Source organism: Ignavibacterium sp. (assembly GCA_032027145.1).
Lineage (GTDB): Bacteria > Bacteroidota > Ignavibacteria > Ignavibacteriales > Ignavibacteriaceae > IGN3.
The window spans coordinates 390,147-404,634 of sequence record JAVSMP010000001.1 but is presented as its reverse complement, the minus strand read 5'-3'; the positions used below and the strand labels follow the sequence as shown (position 1 = coordinate 404,634).

12 protein-coding genes and 1 tRNA gene are annotated in these 14,488 nt (G+C 34.2%); 2 read left to right on the top strand and 11 right to left on the bottom strand.

The window, feature by feature from the left end; genetic code table 11:
- Positions 1 to 96: 96 nt before the first annotated feature.
- The 9 genes from ROY99_01545 to ROY99_01505 form a co-directional block, all read right to left on the bottom strand.
- Entirely contained in the window at positions 97 to 2,103 is a 2,007-nt protein-coding gene (locus tag ROY99_01545; protein ID MDT3695042.1) for a T9SS type A sorting domain-containing protein, read from the bottom strand.
- A gap of 224 nt (positions 2,104 to 2,327) precedes the next feature.
- Positions 2,328 to 4,406: an FG-GAP-like repeat-containing protein gene (locus ROY99_01540; GenBank protein MDT3695041.1), complete on the bottom strand. Its 2,079-nt coding sequence runs from the start codon at positions 4,404 to 4,406 to the stop codon at positions 2,328 to 2,330.
- A gap of 317 nt (positions 4,407 to 4,723) precedes the next feature.
- A complete protein-coding gene (locus tag ROY99_01535) occupies positions 4,724 to 4,924 on the bottom strand; it encodes a hypothetical protein (GenBank protein MDT3695040.1) in 201 nt (66 codons plus the stop codon).
- A gap of 165 nt (positions 4,925 to 5,089) precedes the next feature.
- Positions 5,090 to 5,162 (bottom strand) — tRNA-Met (locus ROY99_01530).
- Positions 5,163 to 5,328: 166 nt separating this feature from the next.
- Positions 5,329 to 5,598 carry a hypothetical protein gene (locus ROY99_01525; GenBank protein MDT3695039.1) on the bottom strand — a complete coding sequence of 90 codons (270 nt, stop codon included), beginning with the start codon at positions 5,596 to 5,598 and terminating at the stop codon, positions 5,329 to 5,331.
- Positions 5,599 to 5,623: 25 nt separating this feature from the next.
- On the bottom strand, positions 5,624 to 6,187 hold the full coding sequence (locus ROY99_01520) for a 2-oxoacid:acceptor oxidoreductase family protein (GenBank protein ID MDT3695038.1): 564 nt from the start codon (positions 6,185 to 6,187) through the stop codon (positions 5,624 to 5,626).
- A gap of 26 nt (positions 6,188 to 6,213) precedes the next feature.
- Positions 6,214 to 6,990, bottom strand: coding sequence for a thiamine pyrophosphate-dependent enzyme (locus tag ROY99_01515; protein MDT3695037.1), 777 nt, complete (start codon positions 6,988 to 6,990; stop codon positions 6,214 to 6,216).
- Positions 6,991 to 7,203: 213 nt separating this feature from the next.
- Positions 7,204 to 8,304 (bottom strand): 3-methyl-2-oxobutanoate dehydrogenase subunit VorB, encoded by a 1,101-nt coding sequence (locus ROY99_01510; GenBank protein ID MDT3695036.1) that lies wholly within the window; start codon positions 8,302 to 8,304, stop codon positions 7,204 to 7,206.
- A gap of 25 nt (positions 8,305 to 8,329) precedes the next feature.
- On the bottom strand, positions 8,330 to 8,656 hold the full coding sequence (locus tag ROY99_01505; protein ID MDT3695035.1) for a ferredoxin family protein: 327 nt from the start codon (positions 8,654 to 8,656) through the stop codon (positions 8,330 to 8,332).
- A gap of 331 nt (positions 8,657 to 8,987) precedes the next feature.
- Here ROY99_01505 and ROY99_01500 point away from each other — a divergent pair, with 331 nt between their 5' ends.
- Positions 8,988 to 10,409, top strand: coding sequence for a nicotinate phosphoribosyltransferase (locus ROY99_01500; protein MDT3695034.1), 1,422 nt, complete (start codon positions 8,988 to 8,990; stop codon positions 10,407 to 10,409).
- A gap of 1 nt (position 10,410) precedes the next feature.
- On the top strand, positions 10,411 to 11,031 hold the full coding sequence (pncA, locus tag ROY99_01495; GenBank protein MDT3695033.1) for a bifunctional nicotinamidase/pyrazinamidase: 621 nt from the start codon (positions 10,411 to 10,413) through the stop codon (positions 11,029 to 11,031).
- 61 nt (positions 11,032 to 11,092) lie between these two features.
- Here pncA and ROY99_01490 read toward each other — a convergent pair whose 3' ends face one another.
- The gene (locus tag ROY99_01490) at positions 11,093 to 11,587 is read right to left on the bottom strand and encodes a hypothetical protein (protein ID MDT3695032.1); all 495 of its coding nucleotides are present in this window, start codon (positions 11,585 to 11,587) and stop codon (positions 11,093 to 11,095) included.
- A gap of 972 nt (positions 11,588 to 12,559) precedes the next feature.
- Positions 12,560 to 14,065, bottom strand: coding sequence for a PQQ-binding-like beta-propeller repeat protein (locus ROY99_01485; protein MDT3695031.1), 1,506 nt, complete (start codon positions 14,063 to 14,065; stop codon positions 12,560 to 12,562).
- Positions 14,066 to 14,488 lie beyond the last annotated feature (423 nt).

The window sequence follows — 14,488 nt, the reverse complement described above, 5'->3', positions numbered from 1 at the left end:
ATGTTAGTTGCTTGTGAATAAACAAAAGTAAGAATTAAAAAAAGCCGTTAATAGTCATATTAACGGCTCAAAGAAATAAATAAGCTGTTTAGAAAATTATTTAATCAGCATCATCTGTTTTGTTATTGATTGACTTCCGTTTTGTAATGTATAAAAATACGTACCGCTTGAAAGCTGTTTTGCATCAAAGTAAACCTGATAAGTGCCGGCAGTTTTATATTCATTTACAAGTGTTGCAATCTCTTTTCCAAGAATGTCATAAACCTTTAATGTTGTGTAATCACTCTCAGTAATCTGGAACCTTATTGTTGTAACAGGATTAAACGGATTTGGAAAATTTTGGTTTAAGATAAAACTAAATGGTAATTCTGAATACAGATCTTCAACATCGGTAAGAGGTGAAAACAGATTTTTATAAAAATGGAAGTTTCCGTTATACTCGCCGATGACCATATCTTTTCTGAAATCGCCATCAAGGTCTGCAAATGCAGGATGTGTTCCTTGTTGAACCTCAATACCTGTAAATAATGAATCTTCTCTGACCCACTCAGGGCTGGTTACTGTTCCATTGTTTCTATAATATCTGATAGTGCCCCAGTTATCACCAATTATTAAATCAAAATCGCCGTCATTATCAATATCTGCAAGAGTTGGTCTGCCGTAATTTGGGAAAGTAACCCCAGTAAACATAGTTGTGTTTTCAGTAAATACATTATTGCCGTCATTTAAGTAAAATTTTGTTTGACTGCCAGTTTCAGCACCGACAAGAAGATCAAGATGACCATCGCCATTAAGATCTGCAAACGACGGGATACTTTGCCATCCAATATCAATTGTACCAAACATAGTAGTGTTTTGTGTAAAGGTACCGTTATTGTTTATATAAAGATAAACTTTTCCATCCATCGCACCAGATACGATATCATAATCTCCATCATTATCAATATCAACAAAAACAGGAGTGCTGTAAGAGCCTACGTCTATATTTGAAAATGGTGCAGTAACTTGTTTAAAAACAGGAAGTTCCGGTGTTCCTTCATTTCTGAAGTAAAAGAATTTGCCATCCCAGTTACCACTAATAAGATCATTATCACCATCCCCGTCAAAATCTGCCAAGGATGCTGTACCTCCGCTTGCATTAATCTTAATGACTTTCAAATTATCGGGATAGTACTGAAACGCAGGTGCGGCTGCAGTTCCTGTATTGAGATAAGTGTATAATATTCCATTATCAGTACCATAAACCAAATCAAAGTCACCATCATTATCTATATCAGCAAGAGCGGGCTGTTTCCAATAAGTGTTTGATTCTACTCCGCCAAATAAAGTTGCGTTTATAGTCCAAACATGACTTTGTTTTGTTCCGGTGTTTCTAAAATAAACTAAAGTTTGAAGGTCTCTTCCCAAAAGAAGGTCATAATCCCCATCGCCATCAATATCTGCAAAAGTTGGATAGGAGTTTAGTCCAATATCACCAATCCCGGTAACAAGAGAGTTATCCAAAGTAAACACCGGATTTGTAGCGGTTCCGGTATTTCTGAAACCCATAGTTATTCCGGCTTCAGGACCGCCTAAAATTGATTCGCCAATTCCGACAAACAAATCAAGATCACCATCATCATCAATATCAACAAATGCTGGTTTAGGATCGGTTCCAATCAGCAAATTAACACCTGCAAATATGGTATCTCCAGCTTCAAACTGCGGAGCGTAAATAGTGCCTGTATTTTCATAATATAAAAGTCCATTATAACCGCCAATAACGAGATCAAGATCCCCATCTCCATCTAAATCAAATAAGACCGGATAATCAGCATTTGTTCCGGCAATTCCGCCTGCATAAATATTTTCCAGCACAGAATTATCCTTTGTAAATGTTGTTGGAAAAGTGTGTGGATTGCTCCAAAAAAACTCAGCCTTATCATCAATACTGCCTAAAATAATATCCAGGTATCCATCATTGTTAAGATCTGCAAAAAAAGGAGCAGAAAAATTACTAACACTTACACCTGATACATTAAAAACAGAATCTACATAAAGCCAGTTTTGAGCAAAAAGATTTGATGATATAAAGAAAACAACAAGAAGAAGAAATTTTTTCACAATGTACTCCGAAATTTTTTTTAATGTATATACAAAGATACAAAAAAGATTTATGAGGCTCGAATTTCTGAATGGATATAGTATGCTATACTATATTATGATTGTCAGAAATCTGAAAAGAGAAAAAATTTTTTTGAAATGGTTTAATTTTTAGTTAGTAACTATAAAAAAAATCCACCATCAATGTTTTTGATAGTGGATTTGCAAATAAGAAATTCAAAAGACTATTCTATCAATATCATTTTCTTTGTTTCAACAAAACCTTTGCCCGAGCTTGTTTCAGTACCGGTAGCCCGCAGCTGATAAAAATAAACACCGCTTGATAGTTTAAGACCATCATCAGAATTAGCAATGAATTCAACCTCGTAACTTCCTGCATTTCTGAAATTATCAACAAGTGTAGCAATTTCATTTCCAAGGATATCATATACCTTAAGCGTAATATGCAAACTGCTTGAAATATGATAGCGGATTTTTGTAGAAGGATTGAAAGGATTGGGATAGTTTTGCTCTAACAAAAAATCAAGAGGTGAAATGATTTCAACTTGAATTGTCTCAGAATATTTAAAGCTGCCATTAAAATCAATCTGCTTGATTCTGTACTGATATTTTCCCTTCAAAAGATTTTCATCATTAAAAGAATAAAAATGTTTTTCCGTTGATGAACCAAATCCGGGAACAAAACCAATCTTTATCCACTCATTACTTTTATCACTTTGCATTATTCGTCTTTCAATATCAAATCCCTGATTATTTATTTCTGTTGCAGTAATCCAATTTAGCTGCACATTTTTTTCATTTACTGAAGCAGTAAAAGAAATCATTTCAACCGGTATAGGATTCTGATTCAGAAATACAACAACGGGAGCTCTTGCTGTTCCAACAGCTAAATCAAGGGCGCCATCGCCATTAAGATCTCCAAATGCAATTGCAGTAGCAGATGAGCCGGCAACATAAACCCAAGTTGGATTAACATCTAACACACCGTTTCTGTTTTTAAATATTTCAACTCTTCCGCCGCCGAAATGAACAACGGCAAGTTCCGGATAACCATCTCCATCAATATCACCAGTTATTAATTCCTGTGCAGAAGTAGTTGGAGAATTAGACGTCCAGATTGGACCGGTTAAAACACCGTTCTGGTTTTTATAAATAACAGCCTGAGTACCGCTTCCAGAAATTGCAAGATCCTGATAACCATCTTTGTCAAAGTCTGCCCAAACAATACCTTTCTGACTTTGAGTATTACCAACAGTCCATCCCGGTAAAGTATTAATCACACCATTGTTATTAAAATAAACACCGCTTTCATAGTTTACCCATTTTGATGCGGCAAGGTCTCCTTTTGCGATGTAACGATAGGAAATTTTAATAGTTATACCAGCCTGCGGTTTGGTACCTAAAGAAATCCATCCGCTTACCGGATCGTAGCAATAAGCATTATAGGGCTGATCATCTATCAAAACAGTATCAATAGAATAAACGGGAAACAAAGGAAGCGCAAAAACAGATCTTGTTCCATCGCCGTAGTATTCGAGGAATTTATATTTTAACTGTTGATTATCAAGATCTCCGAATGCAACGGAATTTGTAATCATTGCATCAGCAGAAAGCCAGTTTGGTGTAGTTGGAAATGTACTGCCATTGTTGTAAAAAATGCAGATAGGTTTTGTCGGGTTACTGGTGTTTCCCTGATTACCGAAAGCAAGATCAAGATCGCCGTCATCATCAATATCACACAATGCTTCACCAACTGTCCAGTTATTATCCTGCGAAATCCATCCGGGTGAATTACTTAATCCGCTTTCACCGTTAAAATAAATTACAGACGAAGCAAATGACTGATCGCCATTAGCAGCAATCAATTCAGGTTTGTTATCAGCATTAATGTCAGCAAACTTCAGATCAGTAGTTGATCTCATATCTGTTGAAATCCAGACAGGTGTTGTTGTTAAAACTCCGTTATCATTTCTATAAATCAGCACTTCATAATCAGGAATTGGCGGATAAGACTGACTAAAATAACAGCCGGTTGCTAAATCGAGATCACCATCATTATCATAATCACCCCAGGCAATTCCTCCGATTTGTCTTTCCAGAGTAGAACTCCAATCCGGAGTAGTACCGTAAGGAATATCGTCATTTAAAGTAATTACCTTACCGGATAAAAACTTTCCGTTGTGTGTATAAGTTGAAGTTGTTTTTCCGTCAGGTGAAATGTCTTTGAAAGTTTTTATATCTTCTTGCGATAGTAAAATAAATGGATAGAGTAGGAAAAGAACCAGTGATAATTTGTTTTTCATTTCATCACCCTAATAAGTTAAAATTGTTAACGTATGATAAACTTAAATAAAATGAAATGAAAGTACGGGAAGAAACTAATGAGTAACTATCAACAGGATTAAGATATACGATTTTTTCAAATTAGAATTTTTTTAATCTGTCAAATTTATCCTTACCAAAGTTTGTAGATGGTTCGAACTCACTCCAACCTCTCTCTTGCTAAGAGAGAGGCTTATTGTCATCATAGAACTTAACATTAATATTTCTATCGGCAGAAAATATTTTATGATAACTTCTTCAAGTCCTTCTCTTTTTAAGAGAAGGATTTAGGATGAGTTCAAATTACCAACTCCCCTTTAAACGCTTTCTGCATTAAGCTCTGAAAAAGATTTTCCAGCTCCTGCTCTGATTGTTTTTGTTTTTCTTTTAATGCTTCTGTTTTGATTGTAGTTGTTATGCTCTTTTGTTTATCATTATCATCATTATAGTAAATGTAGTAGTAACTATTTTTGTGTTTTGAGATGAACAACTTTTGCATTGTAATTCCTTTCAAAAGTCATTCATTCAGAGCTTGATCAGAGTAGAGAAAATTTCTGACTAAATTTCTGATAGATTAGTCAGAAATCTGGAAATTTCTGACTAAAGTGAGTCTAGTCTTTAAAACAAAAAAGGTTGAAAACATTTCATTTTCAACCTTATCTAGTAGCGGGGGCAGGACTTGAACCTACAACCTTCGGGTTATGAGCCCGACGAGCTACCAATTGCTCCACCCCGCGATGTAATATTTTTTATTTAGCGGTTATGAGTCCGATATGAGTTACTCCCGATTTATTGGGACTCCGCCCCGCGTTCATTATTTCTTTAAGTATTTAGAACTTACTCAGTTTCAAAATTTGATGCACAAATATAGTTAATCAAGCCAGCGTATGCAAGTTACTTAACCTAACCGTCAATATTATTAAAGCTTGACGCAATTCCATCTAATGTCTGCGAACGAACGTGTATTTCATTCAGTTTCTGGATAAGACTCAGGATAACTTTTCGTTTATCTTCAACTAATCCAGATATAAATGAGTTTACTTCCGGGATGTTGCATTCGTCCAAAGTGCTTTCATAATATCTTACCATTGCAGTTTCTCTGCGCAATGCTTCATTTAAAGTTGCACAGGTGTTTTTACAGGCGTGCTGGCATTTTATATCCAATTCAGTCATAACTTCCTCAAATAATAATTATTAATTATACTGAAACCTGATCAGCAAGTTTTGCCAATTCTCTTCCACGTAACAATGCCTGCTCATTTACTGGTATCAGATTATGTCTTCGTGCAGGTAAAGCATCTTTTAATGCTTCAACAATTGTTTCATTCTTTAATATCGGACGTTTTTCTAAAAACGCACCAACCATAAACATATTAGCAACTTGTTTTACTTCAAGTTTATTTGCTTCTTCAATACCGGAAATACTGATAATATCAATATCTGTTCTTGTAGGAGGTTTAACAGCAGTTGACTGTTCATAAATTAATAGACCTCCTGGTTTTACAGCATTTTCAAATTTATCAATTGATGGCTGATTTAATAATATTGCAGTATCAAACTTGGTAACAATTGGTGAACTGATTCTTGAGTCAGAAACAATAACAATACAATTTGCAGTTCCGCCTCTCATTTCAGGCCCATACGAAGGCATCCAGCTTACTTCTTTTCCTTCTATCATCCCTGCGTAAGCTATTAACCTGCCCATAGAAAGCACACCCTGTCCTCCAAATCCGGCAAAAATTATTTCATGTTCTTTAGTCATTTCTAAAATTCCTTTTTTATTTCATTTTAATTTTTTGGGACTTTAAGGTCACCAAGCGGATAATAAGGAAACATTACTTCTTCGAGATATTTAATTGTTTCAACAGGTGTCATCTTCCAGCCCGAAGGACAGTTTGAAACAACTTCGATAAAACAGGTTCCCTTTTTCTGCTGCTGATATTCAAAAGATTTTGTAATTGCTTTTTTAAGTTTTCTTACAGCATTTGGATTATGAGCAGATTGTCTTGTAACATAATATGTAGCTGGTAATTGCGCGATCAAATCTGTTATTTTTAACGGATAGCCAGCCATTACAACATCTCTGCCATAAGGTGAAGTTGAAGTAACCATTCCAGGTAAAGAAGTCGGAGCCATCTGTCCGCCTGTCATTCCATAAATTCCGTTGTTGATAAAAACTACCAGAATGTTTTCTCCCCGGTTTGCAGTGTGAATAGTTTCTGCGGTACCGATAGCTGCAAGATCACCATCGCCTTGATAAGAGAACACCAGTTTATCAGGCATAACCCGTTTAATCCCTGTTGCAACAGCGCCAGCCCTGCCATGTGCAGCTTCCTGCATGTCAATATTCATATAATGATATGCGAATACAGAACATCCAACAGGAGCAACACCTATTGTTTGTTCCTGAATATTCATTTCTGCAACTACTTCCATCAGGACATTATGCACAACACTGTGTGAACAACCCGGACAGTAATGGTATGGAACATCAGTAAGGGTTTCAGGTCTGCGATAGACTTGTTCTAATTCAATTCCATCATCAAGTATTAATTTTTCGTTCATTTGTTAACCTATTCTTTAAGAATAATTTATTTTGATTATAATCATTTTCTTGGCTGAAGTAAATTCTCCAGCTTAAATACTGTTTATATAAATTCCGCAGAGTAAATCGTATGTATTAAATTCAACTTTATAATTTCCTGCAGATATAATTTCATTTACAAGAGTTCTTACTTCCTTACCAAGAGAGTTAACTATTTTTTATATCACTTTCTCTTAAACATTAGCTGTAGTTAGTGATTTCTGAATCGATTCAACCTTATTAAGGATATCTTCAGGCGTTGATATCATTCCGCCCATTCTTCCTGTAAAATGAACAGGAATTTTTCCTTCAACTGCAAGACGAACATCTTCAACCATTTGTCCGGCATTCATTTCAACATCAAGTATAAAATCTACTTTTTCTGAAAGCTCTGAGATACGTTTATAAGGAAACGGGTAAAGAGTAATCGGTCTTAACAATCCTATCTTTATTCCCTTTGCTCTTCCAAGGTCCATAACCTTTTGGCAGATGCGGGCTGATAGTCCGAATGCAACTAATAATATTTCAGCATCATCGGTCTTAAACTCTTCCCATCTTACTTCACTTTGCATAGCAGCATACTTATCCTGAAGCTCAAGATTAACTTTTTCCATAACTTCAGGTTGTATAAACAGTGAAGTAATAATATTCCGTTCACGGTCTTTAGTTTTACCGGTAGTAGCCCAGGATTTAGCAACTTTTGGAAGACTGTTTTCAGCAGGTAATACAACTTTTTCCATCATTTGCCCAAGTGCTCCATCAGCAAGAATCATCGCTGGGTTGCGATATTTTTCTGCCAACTTAAAAGCATCAAAAACAAAGTCAGCAAGTTCCTGCACTGAAGATGGAGCTAACACAATAAGATGGTAATCTCCATGACCACCTCCCTTTGTAGCCTGAAAATAATCACTTTGTGAGGGTTGTATAGTTCCTAAACCCGGACCACCACGAACAACATTTACAATTAAACAAGGAAGCTGAGCAGAAGCAATATAGGATATTCCTTCTTGCATCAAACTTATTCCCGGTGAAGATGAAGAAGTCATAACTCTGGCTCCTGCACCGGCAGCACCATAAACCATATTGATTGAAGCAACTTCACTTTCTGCCTGAAGCACTACAGTTTTTTTATCTTTTCTTTTCGGTACTTCAAGCATAAGATACTCAATAACTTCTGATTGAGGAGTTATCGGATAACCGAAATAAGCATCTATGTTTGCTCTAATAGCCGCTTCAGCAAGTGCTTCGTTTCCTTTCATCAAGCGAGGTTCTTCTTTCCTGATTTCTTTTTCCATTTTAAAACCTTTTATTAAAAATTATTTAAACGTTAGTCTTAGTCTTTTTTGCAGGCTTAGGTTCCCTATAAACAGTTAATGCTGCTTCAGGACAGACTAATGCGCAGTTTACACATCCAGTGCATGCACTGCTGATTAGTTCTACAAAACGATAACCTTTATCGTTAAAATTTACAGATAATGCAAGCACATCCTGTGGGCAGGCAACAATGCAAAGCTCGCATCCCTTGCAAATTTTAGTGTCAACTTTTATTGTTCCTCTTATCATAAAAATTCTGAAGTTATTTTTGGAATATGTAATTTGCTGCAAAATCTCAATCTTAGTGCCATTTGTTAGTGAGTGATAAATCATATAAAAGCAATTTTTAACATAGCATTATCAGATTTAGGAAGTCATAAAGTGCAGCTATTCTTATTTGTGAGAAGGTATTGATAGTTAGCAATTATTGAATGATTGTTATACGTGAATAACCTGTGGTAATAAAATCATAATGTATTTTGATGATCAGTATGCTGTTGGTTTTTTGATTTCTGAAGTATGAAGATGTATTTATCAATTTATCAATCATACAATTGAACTTTTAACACAGCAATTTTAAGATCATTAAAAATTAAATAATTGTTTATTTTGCAAGAGGTTCTTTGTTAACTAATTCTTCAATCATTATTCAAGAAGAAAGATTATGAAAGTATTAAAAGACTATCTTGGACTTTATACGGATATGTATCAGCTGTCTATGATGGATACCTACCTCAAAGAAGAAAAACATAATTGCCATGCATCTTTTGATTATTTTTTCAGAAAGATCCCTTATGAAGGCGGATTTGTTGTATTCAGCGGATTATCAGAGCTGCTTGAGAGTTTAAGTGAGTTTAAGTTTGGTAAAGATGACATTGATTATCTTCACAAAAAGAAATTCAATGCTAACTTTTTAGATTACCTGAAGGATTTTGCATTTACTGGAAATATTTACTCAGTTGAAGAAGGCACAGTCGTTTTTCCGAATGAACCGATTGTTACAGTTGAAGGAAAACTTGCTGAGCTGCAGCTTTTGGAAACTTATTTACTCAATACGCTAAACTTCAATTCTTTAATCTCTACTAAAGCAGCAAGAATTAGATTGATAGCGAAAAATAAAATCCTAAGTGATTTTGGATTGAGGCGTGCACAGGGATTCGGCGGTTTACAGGCAAGCCGGGCTGCAATTATCGGCGGCTTTGATTCTACTTCCAATGTCCTTGCTGCTAAATTGTTTGATCTTATTCCTGTTGGAACAATGGCGCACTCTTTTATTCAAAGTTATGATGATGAGTTAACTGCTTTCAGAAAATATGCTGAATCAAATCCTGATAAAACTGTGCTGCTTATTGATACTTATAATACTTTAGAATCTGGTTTGCCGAATGCAATTATCGTTGCTAAGGAACTTGAAAAAGCCGGTTATAAATTAAAAGGGATAAGATTAGACAGCGGCGATCTTGCATATCTTGCAAAAGCAGTTAGAAAAAAACTTGATGAAGAGGGATTAAGTTATGTCGAAATTGTTGTTTCAAATCAGTTAGATGAACGGGTAATTAAAAGTCTTTTAGAACAGCAGGCACCAATTGATATTTTTGGAGTGGGAACAAATTTAGTTACTGGTAATCCGGATTCTGCATTGGATGGAGTTTTTAAACTTTCTATGTGTAATAATAAACCAAGATTAAAAATATCCGAGAACATTAAAAAAGTTACTTTACCAGGATTAAAAAAGATTATCAGATATACTGATAATAACGGATTTATACAGGCAGATGTAATTGCATTAAATGATGAAGAAAATATTGTTAAGATGTATCATCCGTTTGATAAAGATAAAACCAAAAACCTGACCGGATTGAATGAAGAAAATCTTACTAAGCTTGTTGCTGAAAACGGGAATATCAAAATCAAAATTGAAAGTGCAGAATTAATCAGAGAGAAAGTAAAGGAGAATCTATTAAAACTGCCGGAAGAATATAAACGATTTGAGTTCCCGCATATTTATAAAGTCGGTATAAGCGAAAAACTTATGAAATTAAGAGAAGAATTAAAAAATAATTTTACAAACAATAAACAGACTTGATATGAAAGCATTAATAATTATTGATATTCAAAATGACTTTTTGCCAGGCGGTGCACTTGCAGTAAATAAAGGTGATGAAGTAATTCCGGTTATTAACAAACTTCAGGGTGCTGATTATTTTGATTTGATTGCTGCAACACAAGACTGGCATCCTCAAAATCACGGAAGTTTTGCCTCTAATCATCCAGGCAGAAAACAATTTGATAAGATTTTACTTGGCGGTTTAGAACAAATACTCTGGGCTGATCACTGCGTTCAGGAAACTAGCGGTGCTGAATTTTCCGATAAGCTTGATACAAAAAAGATTGAAGCAATTTTCAGAAAAGGTATGAATCCGGAAATTGATTCCTACAGCGGATTTTTTGACAATGGTAAAAGGAAGGAAACAGGACTTGCTGCCTATCTTAACGGAAGAAATATTAACGAAGTGTTTTTTGCAGGATTAGCCGGTGATTTTTGTGTTTATTTTTCTGCTTTAGATTCTGCTGATTATGGATTTAAAACTTACTTCATTGAAGATGCAGTACGCTCAATTGATAAAAGTAATTTTGAAAAAGTTGTTAAAAAAAATCTAATTGATAAAAATATTTCTATTATTAACAGTGCTGATATTAGCAGTTGATTAAATAATTTTTTTCATCTGTCAGAATTGAAAGATTTATAACATAAAAAACTATTTAGGATTATTGCTCAGTTGATTGTTCTAATTCATCAATAATTATTTCTGCCTGTAAGAATTCAGAACATGGAACCATAAGCTTTATTTCATTTAATAACTTTCCCCGGGTATCACTGCTTGCATTGAACAAAGAATAATCAACGCCGCCAACTGATAACGGAGTAGTTTTTCTTGTATAAATAAACGGATGCAGATTATTTTCTTCAAGTATAGATTTGTAATAATTTATCTGCTGTTCGTCCGAAGAGCCGAATACACGAGCCATACCTTCATAAATTTCATGGTTGGAATGTTGATCGCATAGAAAAACGCCATTAACCCGTAACCCGCACTTTTTGCAGTATGCTTGTTGACAAATTACACATACACCTCTGGCATTATCATCAGGATGGTTAAAACAATGTATATCATCAATAAAAATTGTTCCGCATTTTAAACAAAACTCGGTTTCTTTGGATATTTTCGCACCACAATATTCGCACAAAACATTTTCTGACATAAATCCTCCTTAATTCTGATGTGTTAATTTCCGGATTTTACAGTTGATGTTTACTTTAACAGAATAATAAAAACCCGGAATTGAACTAATTACTATAGTTTAAATTAAGATTAAGAAATTCTACTCAACAGATAAACCTCCACGATGTACTCGGATTATTCTTGAGCAGAGTGATTCAGGATGTGCTGTTAAAACTATCCGCATTCTTTTCTTATGTAGATTTGGAAATTCAGAGAACAGAAAATTTTTCTTTGCGGAAGTCATTTTAAACTGCCTTTTAATAATTTGACATTTTTGACTAATCAAAGTTACGACAATTATATTTAAAATGTCTGCCGATTTATATTATTAAAAGAATTACAGGGGAAGAAAATAAAATTTTTAGAAGGAATAATTTTATAGTTGTATCAAAGGTATCTTTAATTGTTGCAGTTGAAACAAAATAAAATTATTAAGAAAAGAATACTGAAATTTGAAATGTTTTGAACTTAAAAAAATAAACCTGCCTATTACAAGTCAGGTTATGGATAAAGATTTTTATTTTAGGATTATCATTTCACGATTCTCAATAAATCTACCACCTTCGATTTTGTAAAGATATATTCCACTTGGTAATCCCTCCCCGCATTAAACATAACAGAATGAGTACCAGCCTCCTTATTCTCATTTACGAGCGTAGCGACTTCAGAGCCCAAAACATCAAATACTTTAATTGTAACTTTTTCAGATTGCTCCTAATTTTAATTTGGTAACGCTTTACAAATTAGAGCTAAACATTGGCGCATCGCCGTTAAGCCAAATGCCTAACGCCGTTGCCGATAAGCGGCGCTGAACGGTTTACGACTACAATAAATTGATTAACTGATAATGTTAATAACTAAGAACAATGATTTAAAAAACTTAACCATTTTAAACTGCCAATGTTAAGACCCAATGAAGCGTTCGGCTTGATTGGCTTGTTATACTTACGGCTCACTTCAATAAAATCATTTTTCTATTTCGAATGAAATTATTTATATGCAAAGAATATACATACATTCCGCTTGGTAAATTACTGCCATTAAATTTAACTGAGTGATTACCTTGTGTTTGTTCTTCTTTCACTAATGTTGCAACTTCTTTTCCCAATACGTCATAAACTTTAAGTTGAACTAATCCTCCCTTCTTTATTTGATATGATATTGTTGTAGTCGGGTTAAATGGATTAGGATAATTTTGTGAAAGGAAATAATTCATTACTTCGGAATTTCCCTCATCAACTGATACCGTACAGGTATCTTTTATAGCAATTAATGTTTTTTGCTGCCCGGGTAAGAGAGAAACATCATGAACACCTAAATATAAAGTGCCGTCTTTTGAAATCGCACCAGTATTATCTACTTGCTGTTGTTGTTCAATTAAAGGTAATTTCCATTTAGGTTTTCCGTCACTTGAAATAGCATAATAGTTATAGCCCAGTGTCGAGCCTACATAAACTGTTCCTTCTGAATCACAAATGAGTGGTTGCCAGAAATCATCACTCTCTTCATCATCAAAAGAATATTTCCATCTATAATTTCCATTAAAATCTAAAGAAATCAATAATTTGTAATATGGAGGTATTGTATCAGTTGCTATAGCATAAATATTTCCCTCATAATCTATAGTTGGGATTGAATAGGAACCGAAATAAAAATAGGAGAACTCCCATCTAATATCAGAATTAGGATAAATTGAGAATAAACTTTGTTCATCTATAAAATATATATTATCATAAGAATCAACCATAGGCGCAGTCAGTATTCTACTACATTCAAATTTCCATTTTATAGTTCCATCTAAATTTAATGCAAATAGATTAGAGTCTTTGCCAGCGATATAAATTGTATTTCCATCAGTTGATAATACCGGAGATTTCAGGTTAAATCCACTTTCATAAGTTACACTAAAATTTAGATCACCTGAAGGATTAAACGAAAATAGCTTACCACCATTATTAGTTGAGTAAAGATTTCCTTGAAGATCAATATTCATTAAAGTAGGTCCAAAAAAATCCAAAGTTTCGTATTCCCATTTAAATGTACCATCGCTATTAAGTGCATATAAATAATTATCAGATGATCCAAAATAAATCGTATTTGTTGAGTCAATTAAAATACCTGAAGCAGGGGATTTTGATCTTCCAAGTGAATAATCCCATTTTAAATTGCCATCTTGAGTATAGCAATAAAAATTATCAGCAAAAGAATAATATGAACCAAAATATAAATTATCTTCTTTTCCTATAACTGGCCCTGAAAAGATTCCATAAGGCATATCAACTGTCCATATTACAGTTGGTCTTTGCGGTCCTCTATAAGGCGATCTTCCAGTAAATTGGGGATCATGCTTTATCATCGGCCAATCGGTATTTGCAAGTGTTGGCCAGGGTATATCAGTTTGTTGTTGAGCATAATTTAATGCTGTTAATAAAAGTATAATCATTATTTTTTTTATCATAATTCTTCCTAACTCTAAAGTAAATAATTGAAAGATTATCCCGGATTCGGGATAATCTTTTGTTAAAAGAAACGATTACTTTTGCAATAATGATTTTCTTGTTTTAGAATATTTACCCGCCTGAATTTAATAAAAATAAATTCCACTTGTTAAATTTGTTGCATCAAAATTGATTGTATATGTCCCCGCTTCTTTTTGCTCATTTACAAGTTCTGCAGCTTCCCTTCCCAAAACATCAAATACTTTAATTGTAACTTTTTCAGATTGCTCCTAACTTTAATTTGACAACGCTTTACAAATTAGAGCTAAACATTGGCGCATCGCCGTTAAGCCAAATGCCTAACGCCGTTGCCGATAAGCGGGGCCCCATAACAAGAGTGCCGAACTATACCAACAACTCTTTATTTATTAAAAAAATTATTT

Coding starts and splice junctions, on each gene's coding strand:
- ROY99_01540 (MDT3695041.1), bottom strand. CDS start 4,406: ATGAAAAACAAATTATCACTGGTTCTTTTCCTACTCTATCCATTTATT.
- ROY99_01535 (MDT3695040.1), bottom strand. CDS start 4,924: ATGCAAAAGTTGTTCATCTCAAAACACAAAAATAGTTACTACTACATT.
- ROY99_01525 (MDT3695039.1), bottom strand. CDS start 5,598: ATGACTGAATTGGATATAAAATGCCAGCACGCCTGTAAAAACACCTGT.
- ROY99_01520 (MDT3695038.1), bottom strand. CDS start 6,187: ATGACTAAAGAACATGAAATAATTTTTGCCGGATTTGGAGGACAGGGT.
- ROY99_01515 (MDT3695037.1), bottom strand. CDS start 6,990: ATGAACGAAAAATTAATACTTGATGATGGAATTGAATTAGAACAAGTC.
- ROY99_01510 (MDT3695036.1), bottom strand. CDS start 8,304: ATGGAAAAAGAAATCAGGAAAGAAGAACCTCGCTTGATGAAAGGAAAC.
- ROY99_01505 (MDT3695035.1), bottom strand. CDS start 8,656: ATGATTTATCACTCACTAACAAATGGCACTAAGATTGAGATTTTGCAG.
- ROY99_01500 (MDT3695034.1), top strand. CDS start 8,988: ATGAAAGTATTAAAAGACTATCTTGGACTTTATACGGATATGTATCAG.
- pncA (MDT3695033.1), top strand. CDS start 10,411: ATGAAAGCATTAATAATTATTGATATTCAAAATGACTTTTTGCCAGGC.
- ROY99_01490 (MDT3695032.1), bottom strand. CDS start 11,587: ATGTCAGAAAATGTTTTGTGCGAATATTGTGGTGCGAAAATATCCAAA.
- ROY99_01485 (MDT3695031.1), bottom strand. CDS start 14,065: ATGATAAAAAAAATAATGATTATACTTTTATTAACAGCATTAAATTAT.